22 protein-coding genes are annotated in these 17,887 nt (G+C 59.9%); 7 read left to right on the top strand and 15 right to left on the bottom strand.

Translation table 11 applies throughout. The features are described 5' to 3' along the window. Positions 1-64 precede the first annotated feature (64 nt). The 7 genes from QA646_RS02060 to QA646_RS02030 all read right to left on the bottom strand — a co-directional run bounded on the left by QA646_RS02060 (position 65) and on the right by QA646_RS02030 (position 5,008). The gene (locus QA646_RS02060; protein ID WP_283057301.1) at positions 65-1,321 is read right to left on the bottom strand and encodes a 3-phosphoshikimate 1-carboxyvinyltransferase; all 1,257 of its coding nucleotides are present in this window, start codon (positions 1,319-1,321) and stop codon (positions 65-67) included. 87 nt (positions 1,322-1,408) lie between these two features. After that, positions 1,409-1,960 carry a LemA family protein gene (locus QA646_RS02055; protein ID WP_283057300.1) on the bottom strand — a complete coding sequence of 184 codons (552 nt, stop codon included), beginning with the start codon at positions 1,958-1,960 and terminating at the stop codon, positions 1,409-1,411. A 108-nt stretch (positions 1,961-2,068) separates the two neighbouring features. Continuing rightward, positions 2,069-3,028 (bottom strand): glycine--tRNA ligase subunit alpha, encoded by a 960-nt coding sequence (locus QA646_RS02050; protein WP_283057299.1) that lies wholly within the window; start codon positions 3,026-3,028, stop codon positions 2,069-2,071. Between the two features lie 213 nt (positions 3,029-3,241). Beyond that, on the bottom strand, positions 3,242-3,646 hold the full coding sequence (locus QA646_RS02045; RefSeq protein WP_283057298.1) for a PIN domain-containing protein: 405 nt from the start codon (positions 3,644-3,646) through the stop codon (positions 3,242-3,244). Continuing rightward, positions 3,646-3,876, bottom strand: a complete 231-nt coding sequence (locus QA646_RS02040; RefSeq protein ID WP_283057297.1) for an AbrB/MazE/SpoVT family DNA-binding domain-containing protein — start codon at positions 3,874-3,876, stop codon at positions 3,646-3,648. The genes QA646_RS02045 and QA646_RS02040 overlap by 1 nt, the downstream gene beginning before the upstream one ends. A 63-nt stretch (positions 3,877-3,939) precedes the next feature. Further along, positions 3,940-4,131, bottom strand: a complete 192-nt coding sequence (locus QA646_RS02035) for a hypothetical protein (protein ID WP_283057296.1) — start codon at positions 4,129-4,131, stop codon at positions 3,940-3,942. 16 nt (positions 4,132-4,147) lie between these two features. After that, complete coding sequence (locus QA646_RS02030; protein ID WP_283057295.1) at positions 4,148-5,008, bottom strand: S49 family peptidase; 861 nt, start codon at positions 5,006-5,008, stop codon at positions 4,148-4,150. Between the two features lie 214 nt (positions 5,009-5,222). Here QA646_RS02030 and QA646_RS02025 point away from each other — a divergent pair, with 214 nt between their 5' ends. Further along, the gene (locus tag QA646_RS02025) at positions 5,223-6,569 is read left to right on the top strand and encodes an Nramp family divalent metal transporter (protein ID WP_283057294.1); all 1,347 of its coding nucleotides are present in this window, start codon (positions 5,223-5,225) and stop codon (positions 6,567-6,569) included. Positions 6,570-6,618: 49 nt separating this feature from the next. On the opposite strand, the gene QA646_RS02020 is transcribed toward QA646_RS02025, so the two are convergent. Continuing rightward, complete coding sequence (locus tag QA646_RS02020) at positions 6,619-7,395, bottom strand: methyltransferase (RefSeq protein ID WP_283057293.1); 777 nt, start codon at positions 7,393-7,395, stop codon at positions 6,619-6,621. An 8-nt stretch (positions 7,396-7,403) separates the two neighbouring features. After that, entirely contained in the window at positions 7,404-7,634 is a 231-nt protein-coding gene (locus tag QA646_RS02015) for a DUF2007 domain-containing protein (protein ID WP_283057292.1), read from the bottom strand. A 108-nt stretch (positions 7,635-7,742) separates the two neighbouring features. Between QA646_RS02015 and QA646_RS02010 the strand changes: the two genes are divergently transcribed. From QA646_RS02010 to moaB, 4 genes are all read left to right on the top strand, one after another. Beyond that, the gene (locus tag QA646_RS02010; RefSeq protein WP_283057291.1) at positions 7,743-8,759 is read left to right on the top strand and encodes a polyprenyl synthetase family protein; all 1,017 of its coding nucleotides are present in this window, start codon (positions 7,743-7,745) and stop codon (positions 8,757-8,759) included. A gap of 124 nt (positions 8,760-8,883) precedes the next feature. Continuing rightward, complete coding sequence (locus QA646_RS02005; protein ID WP_283057290.1) at positions 8,884-10,743, top strand: tetratricopeptide repeat protein; 1,860 nt, start codon at positions 8,884-8,886, stop codon at positions 10,741-10,743. 8 nt (positions 10,744-10,751) lie between these two features. Beyond that, a complete protein-coding gene (locus QA646_RS02000) occupies positions 10,752-11,663 on the top strand; it encodes a 4-(cytidine 5'-diphospho)-2-C-methyl-D-erythritol kinase (protein ID WP_283057289.1) in 912 nt (303 codons plus the stop codon). After that, entirely contained in the window at positions 11,663-12,217 is a 555-nt protein-coding gene (gene moaB / locus QA646_RS01995) for a molybdenum cofactor biosynthesis protein B (RefSeq protein ID WP_283057288.1), read from the top strand. The genes QA646_RS02000 and moaB overlap by 1 nt, the downstream gene beginning before the upstream one ends. Before the next feature lie 39 nt (positions 12,218-12,256). Here moaB and QA646_RS01990 read toward each other — a convergent pair whose 3' ends face one another. Together QA646_RS01990 and QA646_RS01985 are read right to left on the bottom strand one after the other, a co-directional pair. Further along, a complete protein-coding gene (locus QA646_RS01990; protein ID WP_283057287.1) occupies positions 12,257-12,571 on the bottom strand; it encodes a hypothetical protein in 315 nt (104 codons plus the stop codon). Between the two features lie 180 nt (positions 12,572-12,751). Beyond that, positions 12,752-13,270, bottom strand: coding sequence for a glycosyl transferase (locus QA646_RS01985; protein WP_283057286.1), 519 nt, complete (start codon positions 13,268-13,270; stop codon positions 12,752-12,754). Between the two features lie 242 nt (positions 13,271-13,512). Here QA646_RS01985 and QA646_RS01980 point away from each other — a divergent pair, with 242 nt between their 5' ends. After that, complete coding sequence (locus QA646_RS01980; RefSeq protein ID WP_283057285.1) at positions 13,513-14,670, top strand: PA0069 family radical SAM protein; 1,158 nt, start codon at positions 13,513-13,515, stop codon at positions 14,668-14,670. A gap of 204 nt (positions 14,671-14,874) precedes the next feature. Continuing rightward, positions 14,875-15,534: a ribonuclease HII gene (locus QA646_RS01975; protein WP_283057284.1), complete on the top strand. Its 660-nt coding sequence runs from the start codon at positions 14,875-14,877 to the stop codon at positions 15,532-15,534. 18 nt (positions 15,535-15,552) lie between these two features. Here QA646_RS01975 and QA646_RS01970 read toward each other — a convergent pair whose 3' ends face one another. From QA646_RS01970 to QA646_RS01955, 4 genes are all read right to left on the bottom strand, one after another. Beyond that, positions 15,553-16,320: a phosphotransferase gene (locus QA646_RS01970; RefSeq protein ID WP_283057283.1), complete on the bottom strand. Its 768-nt coding sequence runs from the start codon at positions 16,318-16,320 to the stop codon at positions 15,553-15,555. A gap of 143 nt (positions 16,321-16,463) precedes the next feature. Then, positions 16,464-16,955 carry a F0F1 ATP synthase subunit B gene (locus tag QA646_RS01965; RefSeq protein ID WP_283057282.1) on the bottom strand — a complete coding sequence of 164 codons (492 nt, stop codon included), beginning with the start codon at positions 16,953-16,955 and terminating at the stop codon, positions 16,464-16,466. A 3-nt stretch (positions 16,956-16,958) separates the two neighbouring features. Then, complete coding sequence (locus tag QA646_RS01960; RefSeq protein ID WP_283057281.1) at positions 16,959-17,552, bottom strand: F0F1 ATP synthase subunit B; 594 nt, start codon at positions 17,550-17,552, stop codon at positions 16,959-16,961. Positions 17,553-17,631: 79 nt separating this feature from the next. After that, positions 17,632-17,859 carry a F0F1 ATP synthase subunit C gene (locus QA646_RS01955; RefSeq protein ID WP_028750571.1) on the bottom strand — a complete coding sequence of 76 codons (228 nt, stop codon included), beginning with the start codon at positions 17,857-17,859 and terminating at the stop codon, positions 17,632-17,634. Between the last annotated feature and the right edge of the window lie 28 nt (positions 17,860-17,887).

Here is a 17,887-nt window from a genome sequence, read left to right as displayed (position 1 = left end):
CGGCACCCCATTCAGAGTGCCGCATGTGGCGAAATATTTATGCGACTCCCATGGGGCGGCGGTATCAGTCGCCGTAGGCAACCCCCAGTGACGCCAGGACATCCCAATAGGCCGGGAAGGTCTTGGCAACGCAGTCAGGGTCGAGAATGGTGATGCCGCTGATCTTCAGGCCGGCGAGCGCAAAGCTCATGGCGATGCGGTGATCGGCGAAGCTGTCGATCTCGGCCGGCAGCATCTTGCCGGCAAGGCTTGGGTCGGAGGCGACGATCAGGTCGTCGCCTTCCTCGGTGCCGAGGCCGGGAGCGATGCGCGACAGGCCGCTCGACAGCGCGCGGACGCGATCGCACTCCTTGACGCGGAGATTGGCGATACCGACGAAGCGCACCGGCGTTTCGTTGAAGGCGGCCAGCACTGCGAGCGTCGGAATGGCGTCCTGCATCTGCGATCCGTCGATGACGGCGGGGAGATGCGGAAACTGCGAGATCATGTCATAGGCGCGGGCGTCCGGCTGCGAGAATTCGCTCGCCGGTGTGCCGAGATCGATCTTGCCGCCGGACAAAACCTCGGCGGCCCAGAGATAGGTCGCGGCCGACGCATCCGGCTCGATGTGGAAATCAGCCGCGTAATAGCCTGTCGGCTGAACCCGCCAGGCGACGGCGCTGACGCGCTCCACCTTGGCGCCGAAGGCACGCATAGCGGCAACCGTCAGATCGATATAGCCGAGAGCGCCGATATGTTCGCCGAGCAGCACGACATCGACCGGGCGATCGCCGCCGGCCGCCATCATCAGCAAGGCTGAAACATATTGGCTGGAGAGGCCGCCATCGATCTCAACCCGGCTCGCCTCAAAGCGGCCGGTGCCGTTGATGGTCACGGGCGGGCAACCGGTCTCGGCCGAGGCATCGATGCCCAGGGAACGCAGGGCGTCGACCAGCGGACCGATCGGCCGCTTGCGCATATGCGCATCGCCATCGACAACCACTTTGCCGTCGACCAGAGCGGCGGCGGCGGTCAGGAAGCGGGTCGCGGTGCCGGCATTGCCAAGAAACAGCGGTGCAGCCGGCGACTTGAGTTTGCCGTCGCCGGTGACGATGAAAGTGGTGTCGTCCGGCTCGTCGATCGCAACGCCCATGGCGCGCAGCGCTTCGGCCATATAGCGCGTATCGTCGCTCTTCAGCGCACCCGTCAGCCTGCTGGTTCCCTTGGCGAGGCCGGCGAGCAGCAGCGCGCGGTTGGTGATCGACTTCGATCCCGGCGGCATGGCGCGTCCGATAAGCGGCTTGCCGGGGGGGATAATCGTGAGTTTGGCTCTACCCATCATCAATCTCTTTGGTCAGTCCAGAAAGCGGCCAATGGCCTGCGGTCGGCTTCCTTTACCGCCTGGAATGCAAAACCGATAGAAGGAATCTTAGAACTTGACGGACGGAACGGCGCGATCGGCCTCGTTGGTGATTTCAAAGAAGGCGCGCTTGGTGAAACCGAAGGTGCCAGCGAGCAGATTGTTGGGAAAGCTCTCGACCTTGACGTTGAGATCACGGGTGGCGCCGTTGTAATAGCGCCGCGACATCTGGATTTCGCCCTCAATACCTTCGAGAGAACGCTGCAATTCGAGGAAATTCGTGTTGGCCTTCAGATCAGGGTAGGCTTCGGCAAGCGCGATCACGCGACCGAGCGCTTGGGAAAGCAAGCCTTCCACCTGGCCGCGAGCGGCGACATCGCCTGAAGGCACGGCCTGCGCCTTGTTGCGCAGTTCCACGACCTCTTCCAAAGTCTGCCGCTCATGGGCGGCATAGCCCTTTACGGTTTCGATCAGATTGGGGATCAGATCGGCGCGGCGCTTCAACTGCACGTCGATGCCGGACCATGCCTCCTCCGCCACTTGTCTGGCGCGAACGAGACCGTTGTAGATGAAAATGGCATAAAGCGCGGCCAGAACTATGATCGCCAGCACAATATACATCGCGAACCCCCGTGGCGAATGTAACCGCGGGGGAGACTATGCGGCTTCGCGGATGTTGTCATCCGCTTTTCATCGTCAGGCCAATACCTTAGAGATGCGAAATGTAGCTCAGGCCGTCCGCTTGTCCCAGTTCGCACCGCCGGCATCCGTCAGCAGAAATGCCTCACCGCAGGCCTTCGCCAGCGTGCGGACGCGCAGGATATAGCTCTGGCGTTCGGTGACCGAGATCACACCGCGCGCATCAAGCAGATTGAAGACGTGGCTGGCCTTGATGCATTGGTCGTAGGCGGGGAAAACGCACTTGTGCAGCAATTGGTTGGCATTGTCGCCGGGCGCACCGGCGGCGAGCAGCGCCTGGCATTCCCGTTCAGCATCGATGAAATGGCGATGCAGCATTTCCGTGTTGGCATATTCGAAATTATGCCGGGAATATTCCTGCTCGGCCTGCAGGAAGACATCGCCATAGGTGATCTTCTCGTCGCCTTCGAGGCCGTTGAAATTCAGATCGTAAACACTGTCGACGCCCTGGACATAGGTTGCCAGACGTTCGAGACCGTAGGTCAATTCGCCGGCGACCGGCGCGCATTCGATGCCGCAAACCTGCTGAAAATAGGTGAACTGCGACACTTCCATGCCGTCGCACCAGCATTCCCAGCCAAGACCCCAGGCGCCAAGCGTCGGGCTTTCCCAATCGTCCTCGACGAAGCGGATGTCATGCACCAGTGGATCGAGGCCGATCGCCGCGAGCGAGCCGAGGTAGAGTTCCTGCAGGTTCGGCGGATTGGGCTTCAGGATGACCTGATACTGATAATAATGCTGCATGCGGTTCGGGTTTTCGCCGTAACGACCGTCGGACGGACGTCGCGAGGGCTGCACATAGGCAGCCTTCCACGGCTTCGGTCCCAGCGCGCGCAGAGTTGTCGCCGGATGGAACGTGCCGGCGCCGACTTCCATGTCGTAGGGCTGCAGAACCGCACAACCCTTATCGGCCCAGTAATTGTGCAGCGTCAGGATCAGCGCCTGAAACGAGCGCTTCGGATTCATGTTGTCGGGCGGGGTCGCGGTCATGGAGATCAGCTACTATCTGCTTGATGTACGTTGGCGCGACAGGTGCCACGATGGAAGACAGGGGTCAAGACTCTTGAGAACGGATGTACTTTGCACGCATGCGCCGATGCCGCGAGTTACACGCAAGAGAAGGAGCTTAGAATGGGTTGGATGACCACTTCTTGGCCGAAAATCTTTCGGTTGGATGGCACAATCCTCAGAACAGTAACCGGCTTAACTAAACGGATTTATAATCGTCAGCCTCGTTTCGACGATTAAGCAGTCATGCAGGTCCTCCGAATAGTATCGCTCGCAATTGGCCTGAAGAGCAGCGGCAACCATGGCTGCATCATAAAAAGAAAAATTGTAGCGCTCTGCCAAGTTAAGCGCCGATAGGGTTGTTTTCTCATCAATCGCGACAACCGATGTGGACAATTCCACTATCGTCCGGATAGCTTCGTGAATGCGCTTCCATGGCAGATGGAGTTTTTTACGCGCGACGTTGGCGAATTCATTCAATGCCTGCACGCTGATCGTAAACGGCTCCGCCAACAGCAACTGCGCCTTTTGTGCCCGTTGATCGTCTGTAAACGCATAGAGAAGAACATTCGTGTCGAGAAAAGGAGGCAGCGCGCGCATCAACGGGAATTGGCCTCGTCGCGATCAAATTTCCAATCAGTAGGAAGCGTGATCTTGAACGATTTCACTTTTTCCAACGCTTTCTGCCGTCTGTCATCCCGCTCGATCTCAAAAGCACTATCCGCGCCGATACGAACGACGACGTCATCACCTTCTTTCAAATCGAGGGCTTCCGCGACTGCCGAAGGAATACGGATAGCTAAGCTGTTTCCCCATTTTGCAACTTGCATAGGACACTCCGGGATATACAATAGAAACGTATATCATGCATGTGAATGCACAGCAATCGAAGACTACTCATCCTCCCGCTTCACCCGATACTCCCCTGTCTTCGGGTCCTTCACCAGCGTGCCGATGGCGCCTGTGCGCCGTTCGCTTTCGGCGCGGCGTGATTTCTCGGTGAGTTTCCGGGCGTCGCGCAGGAAGCGGCGGTAAAGAAACCAAATACCGCCGATAGCAACGATGAAGAAGATGATCTGCGGCATCACGCAGCACTCCCGATTACAATCCGTACCGCCCCCACAATGCCTTTTCCTCTGCCACCTCTGCAAGCCCGGAGGCAAGGCCGGCGCCGATGCCGTCCATGCCCGAAAGGGAGATGCCGGGTGTGCGGCGGCCGAAGAGCGTACGCGGCGTGGTGACCAACTCCAGCTTGATCTTGTCGCCGAAACGCTTCTTCAGCTCCTGGCGCATATCGCCGATCCCGTCGATCAGGCCGAGTTCCAGACCGCGCCCGCCGGTCCAGAAGAGGCCGGAGAACACGACTTCGTCCGCTGCCAGCTTACCTGCCCGACGCTCGCGCACCATGTCGATGAAGACCTTGTGGATCTCGACCTGCAGGCTCTTCAGATATTCGATGTCCTTTTCCTTCTCCGGCTGGAACGGATCGAGGATCACCTTGTTTTCGCCGGCAGTATAGACTCGCCGCTCGACCCCGAGCTTCTTCAAGAGCTCCGGAAAACCGAAGCCGCCGGAGACGACGCCGATGGAGCCGACGATGGAAGTGGCGTCGGCAATGATCTCATCGCCCGCGAGCGCGATCATATAGCCGCCGGAGGCCGCCACATCCTCGACGAAAACCAGCACTTTCTTCTCTTTCTCGCGGGCAAGATCGCGGATGCGGTTATAGATCATCCGCGATTGCACCGGCGATCCGCCGGGCGAATTGATGACGATCGCGACTGCCGGGGCAGCCTTCATGCTGAAGGCCTTTTCCAGCGCCTGCGAGGCGCCTGCAAGATTGAGCGACTGCCGGAGAGGACCGCCGCCGGCGGCGATGACACCGCTCAGCCGGACGACGGGAATGACCGCCCTTTCCTTGCGAAACCGCTTCGGAAGCATGCGCCTAAAAAATCCAGCCATTCGTCGTCCCTGATTCATGATGTGTGCTGCAGGTGATGTATGCATGGAAACGGCAAACGCAACATCCATCATTGCATTTCGCGCACGGTTCCCCTCGTGGGCAGCACGTTTTCGTCAATGAAAGAGAAGGGGAATAACATCTCTTGTTGCGAATGAATTGCATTATCATTCTAAACCGCTAACTTCTCGCGGTATCGAAGCCTGCGGAAGCCCCATGGATCTTATGAAACCCAAGCCCGATGCCGGCTGGCGCCATGACCGAGAAGAGGCCACTCTTTCCGATGTCTATCGCTCGGTCGAAACCGCCAAGGGCGGTTCGGTGCTTCGTCGCGCCGCCGCCTTCGCAGGTCCGGGCTATCTTGTCGCGGTCGGCTATATGGACCCGGGCAATTGGGCAACCTCGCTCGCAGGCGGATCCAAATTCGGCTATGCGCTGCTCACCGTCGCATTGTTGTCCAATATCATGGCTGTGGTGTTGCAGGCGCTTTGCGCGCGCCTTGCAATCGCCACCGGCCGCGATCTGGCCCAGGCCTGCCGGGATGCCTTTCCGGGCTTCGTCTCCGTACCGCTGTGGGCGATGGCGGAGATCGCCATAATAGCGACGGATATTGCAGAAGTCGTCGGCACTGCCATCGGCTTAAATCTCGTTTTCGGCCTGCCGCTCGAACTCGGCGTGCTGGTCACCGCCTTCGACGTGTTTCTCATTCTTTTCCTGCAACGGCTGGGCTTTCGCTGGGTAGAGGCGTTGATCATCACCCTGCTCGGTGTCATCGCCTTCTGTTTCGGCATCCAGGTCTTCCTTGCCGATCCCAATTGGGGTGAGGTCATCAAAGGCTTTTTCCCGACGAGCGAGATCGTCCGGGATCCGAACATGCTCTACCTGGCGCTTGGCATCCTCGGCGCGACGGTCATGCCGCACAATCTCTATCTGCATTCCGGCATCGTGCAGACGCGCGCCTTCGGCCAGACGCTCTCGGAAAAGAAGGAGGCGCTGACCTATGCCACGATCGATTCGACCGTCGCACTGACCTTTGCTCTGCTCATCAACGCCTCCATTCTCATTCTTGCCGGCGCGGCGTTTCATGCGCATGGCCACACCGATGTCGTGGAACTCGCCCAGGCGGAATCGCTGCTGGCGCCGCTTCTCGGCCTGGCGATCGCGCCGACATTGTTCGGGATCGCGCTTCTCTGTTGCGGCCTCAACTCCACCGTGACGGCGACGCTTGCCGGGCAGATCGTCATGGAGGGTTTTCTGCGGCTCAAGGTGAAACCGTGGCTGCGCCGCATCGTGACGCGCGGACTGGCAATCACTCCCGCCGGGATCGTCACCATATGGTACGGCGATTCCGGCACGGCGGATCTGCTGATCCTGACCCAGGTCGTGCTCAGCTTGCAACTTTCCTTCGCCGTCTTCCCGCTGGTCATGTTTACCGCCGACAAGACCAAGATGGGCGAGCTCGTCGCACCGCGCTGGCTGAGCACCGTCGCCTATATCATCGCCTTTGCCATCGCCGTTCTGAACGTCAAGCTCATCGTGGATGCGTTCCAAGGCACGCCCTGAATTCGGATGATCTTGGCTGAAAACCGCGTCATGCTTTCGCGATGATGCGCTATTTTCGGGAATAGGCGGCGCGGCCATTGTTGAGGTCGTCGACGAAGACGGAGAATTTGTGGGTCCCCTCGCCATGCATGATCAGCGGCGCCCGCAGCGCCAGCCGCGCGCGCGAGCCCTTGATCGCCGTCACAAGGATACGAACGGCATTTTCACCCTCCCGCGGATGGATGGGCGTGATCTCGACGCCACCGAAGCGGCGGCCGCAGGCGGCAATGATCTCAGCGATCGATTGCGGCCGGGCGATCAGCGACAGTTGCCCGCCGGGGATCATGATCGCGCCTGCCGTTCGCACCCAGCTTTCGAACAGGCCATCGGTCATCGCATGCGCCTGCGCTTTCAATGCATCCGGCGTCAGCCTGTCGCTGGCATCATTAAAAGGCGGGTTCATGATGACATGATGAAAACTATCATCGATCAGACCGGCATCGTTGCGAGCCTTCGCAGTCAGGGTCACATCGGCCTCGACGACTGCGACACGGCTGGCGAAGCGGGCATTTTCCGGAAGCGCCAGGCTCTTGCGGGCGAACTCGGCCATTTCCGGCGAGCGCTCGAACAACATCACCTCCGCCTGCTCCAGTCGTGACGCCACTGCCATGCCGGCGGCACCCGCACCCGCACCGAGATCGGCCACCCTGATCTTGCGATCATCGGCCACCAGCGCCGCGAGCAACATCGCGTCCATGCCGGAGCGATGGCCCCTGCCCTTCGGCTGGACGATATGGAACGCACCGCGATGAAAGGCGTCGATGGTTTCGGAAGGGGTACCGGTCATGGCGGAACTCAGCCGCGCGCCGGGCGCAGCTCGTTGCCCAGGCCGGCATCGATGAGAATGCGCCGGGCCTGATCGGCACGCTCGTCCTCGACCAAGAAGCGGCGCGGCAACATGCCGAGCGAGCCCTCGAGAATGCTCATCGCCTGATCCGCGACGAGGCAATGAATCCCGGCGTCCTTCATCAGGCTCTCGGCGAAGGAGAGTAAAACGGGATCATTGGTGCGGATCAACTCGTGCATAAGCCTTGTGTTTCCTGTCAAATTTACGAGACGAGACAAATCGCCTCTTGCCGCCTCTTTCGCCCCTTCTTATTGTGCTTTGCAGAAAATGAACAGGAGTCCGGATCGTTGGGCGTCGTGATACCGCTTGAAGAAAGCAAGAATAAACTGGCCTCCATCAAGCCATTGGTGGACCTGACCAAGGCGGATATGGAACGCGTCAATCAGCTCATCCTGTCGAAAGCCGGCTCCGATGTGCAGATGATCCCGGAAGTTGCCGAGCATCTGATCTCTTCCGGCGGCAAGCGCCTGCGACCGATGCTGACCATCGCCTCCGCCGCGCTCTATGGCTATCAGGGCGACAATCACATCAAGCTCGCGACCTCGGTCGAATTCCTGCATACGGCGACATTGTTGCACGATGACGTGGTGGACGAAAGCGATCTGCGCCGCGGCAAATCCACGGCCCGTATGATCTGGGGCAATCAGGCGAGCGTTCTCGTCGGCGACTTCCTGCTTGGCCAGGCTTTCCGGATGATGGTCGAGGTCGGTTCGCTGGAGGCGCTCGACGTATTGTCGTCGGCAGCCTGCGTTATCGCAGAAGGCGAGGTGCTGCAGCTTTCCGTCTCCAAGAACATGGAGACCACCGAAGACGATTATCTCTCGGTCATCCGCGCCAAAACGGCAGCGCTGTTTGCTGCCGCCGCCGAAGTCGGCCCCATCGTCGCCAATGCGGGTAAGGCCGAGCGCAATGCGCTGAAGTCCTACGGCACCAATCTCGGTCTCGCCTTCCAACTGGTGGACGATGCGCTGGATTACGGCGGCAAGGCCGCCGATCTCGGCAAGAATGTCGGCGACGATTTCCGCGAGGGCAAGATCACCCTTCCCGTCATTCTCGCCTATCGTCGCGGCACCGAGAAGGAGCGCGCTTTCTGGCGCGACGCCATCGAGACAGGCAACAACAGTGACGAGAACCTGGAAAAAGCACTGGGCCTCATCACCAAATATGGTGCGCTTACCGACACCATCGCCCGTGCCGTTCACTACGGCACCATCGCCCGCGACGCACTGGCGCCGCTACCGGAAACGCCGTGGAAATCCGCGCTCATGGAAGTGATCGATTTCTGCATCGAACGTGTGAACTGATCAAAGCCGCCCGAATTTCTTGCAGGAGCGCTTCAAAAAAGCCATCCTGTTGTGAATCAATTGACACGAACGCTTTATGCCGCCGGCGCTCTCACCGGCAAATCCCTTGATGAAAGGCTTTCTAATGCGGCAGAGACTTGCCATTCGTTTCCTCTCGGGCGCAGCCCTGGCGGCGATCCTTTCGATGGCAGCGCTGAACAGCGCGCGCGCCGTGGATGCCCCGGCAGCGCCGGAGGCCAGCGCCCGGGTGACCTTCGATGCTGAAAACGTCGATACCTTCGCAGGCGCTTTCCTTGCTGCCCGTACCGCCGATGTCGACCATGACTATGAAACTGCGATTTCGCTTTATAAAAAGGCGCTGATGATCGAGCCGGGCAACCCGGAGATCCGCCAGCGCCTGATGATCTCGCTGCTTCTCAACGGCAATCTTGAAGAGGGCGTGAAATACGCCAACGAGCTGAAGAACGATCCCTCGGTCGAACGTGTCACCACGATCGTACGCGGCATGGATGCCATCCGCCGGCATGACTACAAGGCCGCGCAGGAGATCCTGAAATATGATGGCCCGAACGATCTCGACCGGATGATGGCCGGTCTTCTGCTCGCCTGGGCGCGCGCCGGCTCCAATCATGGCAAGGAAGCGATCGCCATGATCGACAAGATGAAGGGGCCGGACTGGTTCAACATCTTCAAGAACTACCATGCCGGCGCCATTGCCATCATGATCGGCGATACGAAGTCCGCCCGCTCGCATCTGAACGACGCCATCCTGGACAAGGCGGGCGGCGCAACGGCCCCCGACACATTCATGCGCGCGGTCATGGCGCTTGCGGAGCTTGAATCCAAGGCCGGCGACAAGCAGAAGGCGTTGGATGCCGTTTCAGTCGGCGACAACCTGATCAATAATTACGCGCCGCTGAACGCGCTGCGCGACAGCATCAACAAGGGCGAAACGCCGGAACAGCAGGTGACCGACAGTACGCAGGGGGCAGCCTCGGTGCTCTTTACCGTCGGCGCGGCGCTCAACCGCGACGGCGCCGAAGATGTCGTCTCGCTTTACCTGCAGATCGCCAACACGCTCGATCCCAAGAGCGCCGACACGCTGGTTCTGCTTGGGGGACTTGCGGAAAAGCAGGAGCAGATGGACCGCGCCATCGCCTTCTACAAGAAGGTGCCCAACAACTCGCCCATGGCCCGCATCTCCGAACTGCAGCTCGGTCTTGCGCTCGCCCAGTCCGGCAAGGTCGATGACGCGCGCAAGCATCTGAAGGCGCTGATCGATTCGGACCCGAACGATATCCGCAGCTATCTCGCCTATGGCAGCGTCCTCTCGGATGCCAAGGATTTCCAGGGCATGGCGGACAATTACGACAAGGCCGTGCAGGTTATCGGCGCCGTGCCGAACCGCGGCGATTGGGCCGTGTTCTTCCAGCGCGGCATCGCCTATGAGCGGCTGAAGATGTGGGACAAGGCCGAGCCGAATTTCAAGAAGGCCTTGGAACTCAATCCCGACCAGCCGCAGGTCCTGAACTATCTCGGCTATTCCTGGGTCGACATGAACATGAATCTCGACCAAGGCCTGGACATGATCAAGAAGGCCGTCGATCTGAAGCCGGATGACGGCTACATCGTCGATTCGCTCGGCTGGGCCTATTTCCGCCTCAACCGCTTCGACGATGCAGTGAACGAACTCGAGCGTGCCGCACAGTTGAAGGCCGGCGACCCCACCATCAACGACCACCTGGGCGATGCCTATTGGCGTGTCAACCGCAAGCTAGAGGCCGTTTACCAGTGGAACCGCGCACTGGCCTCCAAGCCTGAGGACGCGGATATTCCGAAGATCAAGGAAAAGATCGCCAACGGTCTGCCGGCGCTCGACAACGATCCAAGGACGGTCGACAAGACCAAGCAGCCTGATCCGGCTCCGGCGGTCACTCCATCGCCCAATACGACAACGCCGCCACCGGCCGATAAGAAGTCCTAAGACTTTCGATGACCGTGATCTTAGCGGCTGACGATTTCGACGTCTGGGAGGAAGCACCCGCCAAGATCAATCTGGCCCTGCATGTCACGGGCCAGCGGGCCGACGGGTATCATTTGCTCGACATGCTCGTGACTTTCGCGCGGCATGGCGACCGTCTCGGATTTCGCGCCAGTGCGCGTGACGAATTCAGCCTGTCCGGACGCTTCTCTCCTCTTCTTGCCGAAGAGGGTCCGGGCGGCAATCTGGTGCTGAAGGCGCGCGATCTTCTGCGACAGGCGGCTCATGACGCGGGTTTCGAGGCGCCACCCGTCCACATCCATCTCGAAAAGAACCTGCCCGTCGCCTCCGGTATCGGCGGCGGTTCGGCGGACGCCGCGGCGACACTGCGGGGGCTAGCGCGGCTCTGGGGGCTCGCCCTGCCCGCCGACACGGTGACGGCGATTGCGCTGAGGCTCGGAGCCGATGTGCCGATGTGCCTCGTCAGCCGGCCGCTGATCGCACGCGGCATCGGCGAGGCGATCGAGTTGCTGCCGGACTTTCCGTCCTTCGCCATGGTGCTCGGCAATCCCCTCGTCGGCGTTTCGACGCCGGAGGTGTTTCGTTCGCTCGCCCGGAAGGACAATCCGCCGCTCACGCTCTCCTTGCAGGCAAAAAGCGGGCGCATGCAATGGATCGAGACCATCAACGGATTGCGCAACGATCTGGAGCCACCGGCGCGCGCGCTCTGCACCGAGATCGCCACGCTCTCGCAGTTGATCGAAAGCCAAGGCGCGCTCACCACGCGCATGTCCGGCTCCGGCGCCACCTGCTTCGGCCTTTTCGATAATATTGAGCAGGCGACGGTGGCGGCGGTCTCGCTTCACAGCTTGAGGCCGGATTGGTATTTTCAGGCGACGGAAACGATAGCGGGAGGGACATGATGGCCGGTCCAAACGATGCACGATCCTTCATCCCCGTCGGCATCGCGGTGCTGACCGTTTCCGATACACGCACGCTGGCCGACGATAAATCCGGCGATACGCTGGTTGCCCGCATTGCGGAAGCCGGTCACAGATTGGCGGCCCGGGCCATTGTTCCGGATGACAAGGAGCGTATCCGAAGCCAGGTGGAAGTCTGGACGCGCGACGACACGATCGACGTTGTCATCACCACCGGCGGCACCGGTTTTACCGGCCGCGATGTCACGCCTGAAGCGCTGGAGCCCTTGTTCGAGAAGCGGATGGATGGTTTTTCCGAGGTGTTCCATCGTATCTCCTATGACAAGATCGGTACGGCGACGATCCAGTCGCGGGCAACCGGCGGCGTCGCCAACGCCACTTTCATCTTCGTGCTGCCGGGCTCTCCGGGCGCCTGCAAAGATGCCTGGGACGGCATTTTGAAAGCGCAGCTCGACTATCGGCATATGCCCTGCAATTTCGTGGAGATCATGCCGCGGCTCGATGAACATCTAAAGCGTGGCGCCGGCTCAAAATGAGCGCCCCCTTTGCCGGGGATATCCGGGCTTTCCCAATCCCTATGCCTTCGATCCGGGCAATGCAGGAATTGATTCCCAACTCTGGCCCGTTAGGATCACGCAGCTTCGACCCGAAACACTGGTGATCATCATCGTCCAACTGCCGCTTTCGGCGGTGAATATCTCGATGATATTCTTCGGATCAAGCTGACCGACGGCGGAAAGCTTTTCGGAATAATGTGCATTCAGAAAAGCGACCATATCGACGCGCTGTGCGCATGCGAACGTCGCCTGCGAAGCTGCTGAGCTCGGATGAAGGATTGCCATTGCCACAAGGGCCGTTCCGATGAGGCGGCAGAGCATCGTGCGTCCCATCACGCACCTCCTTTCGCCGGAAATCCGGCAGAAGAGGAGAGTTCCGCTGACCTGCTCTGCCACATACCGGCATCTTCATGGTCGGCCACTTGACGCGACACGCGATAGGTGCCGCCACATGAAAATTATGACAGCAATTCCTTTATTTTCAAATGGAATCTGAATGATCACAAAGCCAGGTCACCGCGCTGCGCGTGCGACCCAGGAAGGAATCAGTTCGCTCGACAGTTGGCGGCTTTCCTGCCCCTTGGCGAATTCGGCAAGCCGCATACCCGTTTTGGCGGCCGCAATGGCCTGTCGTTTAGAGAGGAGCAAGCCCAGCTCCAGAGGCGGCAGGCTGCGGCCGATGCGCTGCAGCAAAGGCCGGCGATAGCCGCGCGACGCGGTGAAGCGCGCCGGCACCTTGTTGAGCGAGATATATTCGGCGATCTCATCGATCCAGCCGGCCTGCGGGCGGGCGCCGGGCTCGACGAAAAGCAGCCATTCGCCGCGCGCCGAACTCAATATGTCCTTGATATCCCATTGCGAATAGAAACGACAGCCCGCAGCGTCGGCAACGTGCGAGGTGCCGTCACGCGAGCCGTTATCAAGTATGACGACGTCGCACACGAGCCCTTCGATCGCGCCCGCCACCAATGCCGCCAATGTCTGCGCCAGTTCAGATTCCTGATCCTGGCATTCAATGATTACCGTCAACATTGCCCATTTATAGAGCGCCGCACAATTTATTGCCAGCGCATATCAGTGAAATCCGGAAGGTCTAAAGTAGGGCTTGCACGGCAAGTCAAAATGCCGCTCCGATCTCCGGATGTTTCCGCCTATGCAGCCCGAAGCGACGGGTGATTGCGCATTTTGTTCTTGCATTGTTCTCATTTGTCGGATAGGAATTTAATCACCTTAGACGCGGCATGCGATGGCATGAACCGCCCCAGGAGTTACCGATGAACGAGCAGTCCCTTGCAGGGCAGGCCGCATTTGCGCCTGCCAATACGGCAGACGTTGCCAATGCTTTGATCGCCGACACCGGTCTCAGAGTAGAGATCGACCGCAGGCGCGGTCGTGGTGCCGGACTGAACCCGAGCGGCCGGTTCGAGCCGCTGAAGCGCGAGATATTCGATGATGGCTGGCAGACGCTGGAAGAACTGCCGCCCTTCAAAACCGAAGTGCAGGTGGAGAAGCCGCGCACGGCAATCACGCGCAACGATTCTCCCGATATCTCCTTCGATCGCTCTATCAATCCCTATCGCGGCTGCGAGCATGGCTGCATCTATTGTTTCGCGCGGCCGACGCATGCCTATATGGGCCTGTCGGCGGGGCTCGATTTCGAATCGAAACTATTCGCCAAACCGGACGCAGCGCGGCTTCTGGAACGAGAACTGGCAAAGCCGGGCTATAAGCCGCGCGTCATCGCCATCGGCACCAATACCGATCCTTATCAGCCGATCGAGAAGGAATGGCGCATCATGCGCCAGATTCTCGAAGTCCTGAACAAGGCGAACCATCCTGTTGCGATCGTCACCAAGTCGGCGCTCGTCATGCGCGATATCGACATCCTCAAGGAGATGGCCGCCAAGAACCTGGTTCGGGTTGGTATTTCTGTGACCACCCTTGATCGCAAACTGGCGCGCACCATGGAACCGCGCGCGGCGACGCCACAGCGGCGGCTGGAAGCGATCCGGGCGCTCAGCGAGGCCGGCATCCAGACCGCCGTCATGGTGGCGCCGATCATTCCAGCGCTCAACGACCATGAAATCGAACGTATCCTCGATGCCAGCAAGGCCGCCGGCGCTATAGAGGCGAGCTACGTCATCCTGCGCCTTCCGCTGGAGGTCAGCCCGCTCTTCCGCGATTGGCTGCTGCAGAATTATCCGGATCGCTACCGCCATGTCATGTCGCTGATCCGCTCGATGCGCGGCGGCAAGGATTATGATGCCGAGTTCGACAAACGCATGAAGGGTGCAGGCCCCTATGCCTGGCAAATCAGCCGCCGTTTCGAAATGGCGATCAAGCGGCTGGAGCTCACCCGTCGCAGTATCGCGCTGCGCGATGACCTGTTTGTGCCGCCGGATGGCAGCGGCGTGCAGCTTTCGCTGCTCTAAGCGGTTCAGCTTTTCACGGAATCTTAGAACCGCTCTCTCTTTTGTTTTTTTTGCAATTCCGGACGGAAAGCCGCTCAAGCACTTTTCCTGGAATTGCTTCACCCTTTCCCCGCGGGTTTCCCTGCCCGCCGGAAAAGTCCTCGGTTTCGCCGCCTTGATCCACCGGGGGCTTGCAGGAGATCGGGTGGTGTGCGAGCTTGCCGCATGCCACGCAGCACACCATCCGATTCTCCCATGCTTTTCGAAGAGGAGCCGATCGTTCCGACCTTCGAGTTGGAACTGATTGCCCGTCGCGCCGGGCACTGGCCGGTTGCCGGTGCCGATGAGGCGGGACGCGGGCCTCTGGCAGGTCCGGTCGTCGCGGCCGCTGTTATTCTCGACCCGGAGCGCATTCCCGAGGGATTGAATGATTCCAAGCAGCTTTCGGCCATAAGGCGCGAGGCGCTGTTTGTCGAAATCCTCGCAACCGCCACCGTCGCCATTGCTTCTTCGAGTGCGGCCCGCATCGACATCACCGATATCCGCAAGGCGAGCCTGGATGCCATGCGCCGTGCCATCTGCAGCCTTGCCGTACCGGCAAGCTATGTGCTGACGGATGGGCTGGATGTGCCTTCTGGTCTTGCCTGTCCGGGGAAAGCCGTGGTCAAAGGCGATGCCCGCTCCTTTTCCATCGCCGCGGCCTCGATCGTTGCCAAAGTGACGCGCGACCGGATGATGGCTCGCGCAGGCCTCGTCTTTCCCGCTTACGGCTTTGCCTCCCATGTCGGCTACGCTACGCCCGAGCATCGCGCCGGCATCGAGAAGCACGGCCCCTGCTCGCTGCATCGCATGAGCTTCCGGCCCCTTCGAAGAGAAGAGGCCTGACAGCCGCCTTCCCATCCTTCATTTAACAAGGCCTGCTGTAATCTCTTCCCTGTGTTCGCCGATATAGGCGACATCGCGCCGGTAGACGTGATCGTGGCCTTCTTCGATATTGCGGCGATATCGTTCCACACCATTGGCCGCCTCGCTTTCCATAAACCCGACCAGAGCATTCAGACGGTCGATGATCATGCCCGGCAATGCAGTTCGTTCTTTTGCGGGTAGGCCGTAGGCATCAAGAAAGATGCGAGTGCGGTGAATTTGTGTGTCGAGCTCGCCGAGATCTTTGATCGCGACGCCGGCGGACAGAGGCGCCCAGCGATAGATGGCGTAGGCGAGATCCCAGCAACGCGGGCCAGGATGGGCGGTCTCAAAGTCGATGATATCTGTCACCTCGTCGCGATTGAGAACAACATTATACGGCGCGAAATCGCCATGGCAGATCACCTCGAATGGTAGCCGCGGCGGCAATTGCCATGTCTGGTCCTCCAGCAATGGCCGCATGAACAGTGCAGTGCAGTCATGATAGCGCCGCAGCAGTCGCGCCGCCGACCGCAGGGCTGTCATGGACCTCATAGCCGCATTCTCATCCAGATCGCCGGTCTCGCCAGGAAGAAAGCTCACCCTCTCCCATGTCGCGTCATACCCGGCGGACAATGGCGCGTTCGTAAAGTCATGTGATTGAAGAGCAGAGAGCAGGGCGTGAACGCTTCCTGTCCAAGGACGGGTGCGCCGGTGGACGAGATCATCATGGCGAAATGGTCCTGCGCCCCCGTCCCCACTCGGCATCACCATCTCCCTCCTTAAAACGAGGCCGAAATTTAGTTTGACTCCAGAGCCGCCGTCAAATGTTGCCGCGGTTGAGTTGTAGCCTTCAAATGCAAAAAGCCCAGCCGAAGCCGGGCTTTTCCAAAGATCGATTCTTTATGCGCTCAGTTCAGCCGTGCCTTCACTTCGCCAACGGCGTTGCTGAAGAGTTCGGATTGAACGCGGCCGTCGGCCTTCTTGGCGAGCACGGATTCGGCGGCAGCGATAGCCAGATCGACAGCGGCGGAACGCACGGCCTTCATCGCATCGGCTTCCGCCTGCTTGATCTTCTGCTCGGAAAGCGCCGTACGATTGGCGACGAATTCCTCCGTCTTCTTGCGGGCTTCCGTCGTCAGCATTTCTGCTTCGCGCTCGGCTGCCGCAACGATATGGGCCGCTTCCGCTTCGGCTTCCTTCCGCTTGCGCTGGTATTCGGCCAGAAGATGCTGGGCCTCTTCACGCAGGCGCTTGGCTTCCGCCAGATCGTTGCGGATCTGATCGGCGCGGTCGTCCAGCGACTTGGCCATCATGCCCGGCACCTTCAGATAGACGACAAGGCCGAGGAAAATGATGAGAGCGACGAAGGCAAAGAAAGTTTCGTCGAGACCGAATTCCATGGATCAACCCTCCCGCTTGGCGGATGCTTCGGCAACAGCCGAAACGACGTCTGCCTGGCCCGCAACATTGCCAACGAGCTGCTCGACAACGGCAGCGGCGGTTTCTTCGGCAATGGCACCGACATCGCCAAAGGCTTTCGCCTTGATCTCGGCGATACGCACCTCAGCGGCCTTCAGCTTCTCGGAAAGGCTTGCTTCAATCGTCTTGCGATCTTCCTCAGCCTTTGCCTTGGCGGCATCGCGGGCGGTTGCACCGATCGAATTCGCCTTGGCGCGCGCCGCGGCCAATTCGCTTTCATAGGTCGCAACAGCAGCATCGGCTTCGGCCTTCAGACGCGAGGCTTCATCGATATCCTGAGCGATGCGATCGTGCCGGCTTTCCAGAATGCCGCCGACACGTGGAATGACGATCTTCTGCATGGTCACGTAGAAGATGACAAAGGTGATCACCAGCCAAAGGAGCTGTGACGGATACGTCGTATGGTCAAACGGCGGGAATACGCCTGCGTGATGGCCCTGATCGGGCGCACCCGTCTCCGTATGCACCGCGCCGGCTGCCGGCGGTGCTTCTTCAGCATAAGCCGGGGTCACAAACATGCTCACCTCCAGGTGGTCTGCAAATACAAAGAATCACGGTCCGCCGTCTCGCGAACCGTGATCTATCATGCCGTTGATATCAGACGGCGAAGAGCAGAAGGAGAGCGATGAGCAGCGAGAAGATGCCCAGAGCTTCCGTAACGGCGAAACCGAATACCAGACGGCCGAACTGGCTGTCAGCGGCAGACGGATTGCGAAGTGCGCCGGACAGGTAGCTGCCGAAGATGTTGCCGAGGCCGAGAGCCGTACCGGCCATACCAAAGCAAGCCAGACCTGCGCCGATGAACTTTGCTGCTTCCGCTTCCATGTTGAACTCCTTTGAAATGGTTGTTGCG

Source organism: Rhizobium sp. CB3090, from assembly GCF_029714285.1.
GTDB lineage: Bacteria > Pseudomonadota > Alphaproteobacteria > Rhizobiales > Rhizobiaceae > Rhizobium.
This window is presented reverse-complemented; position numbering and strand designations above follow the sequence as displayed.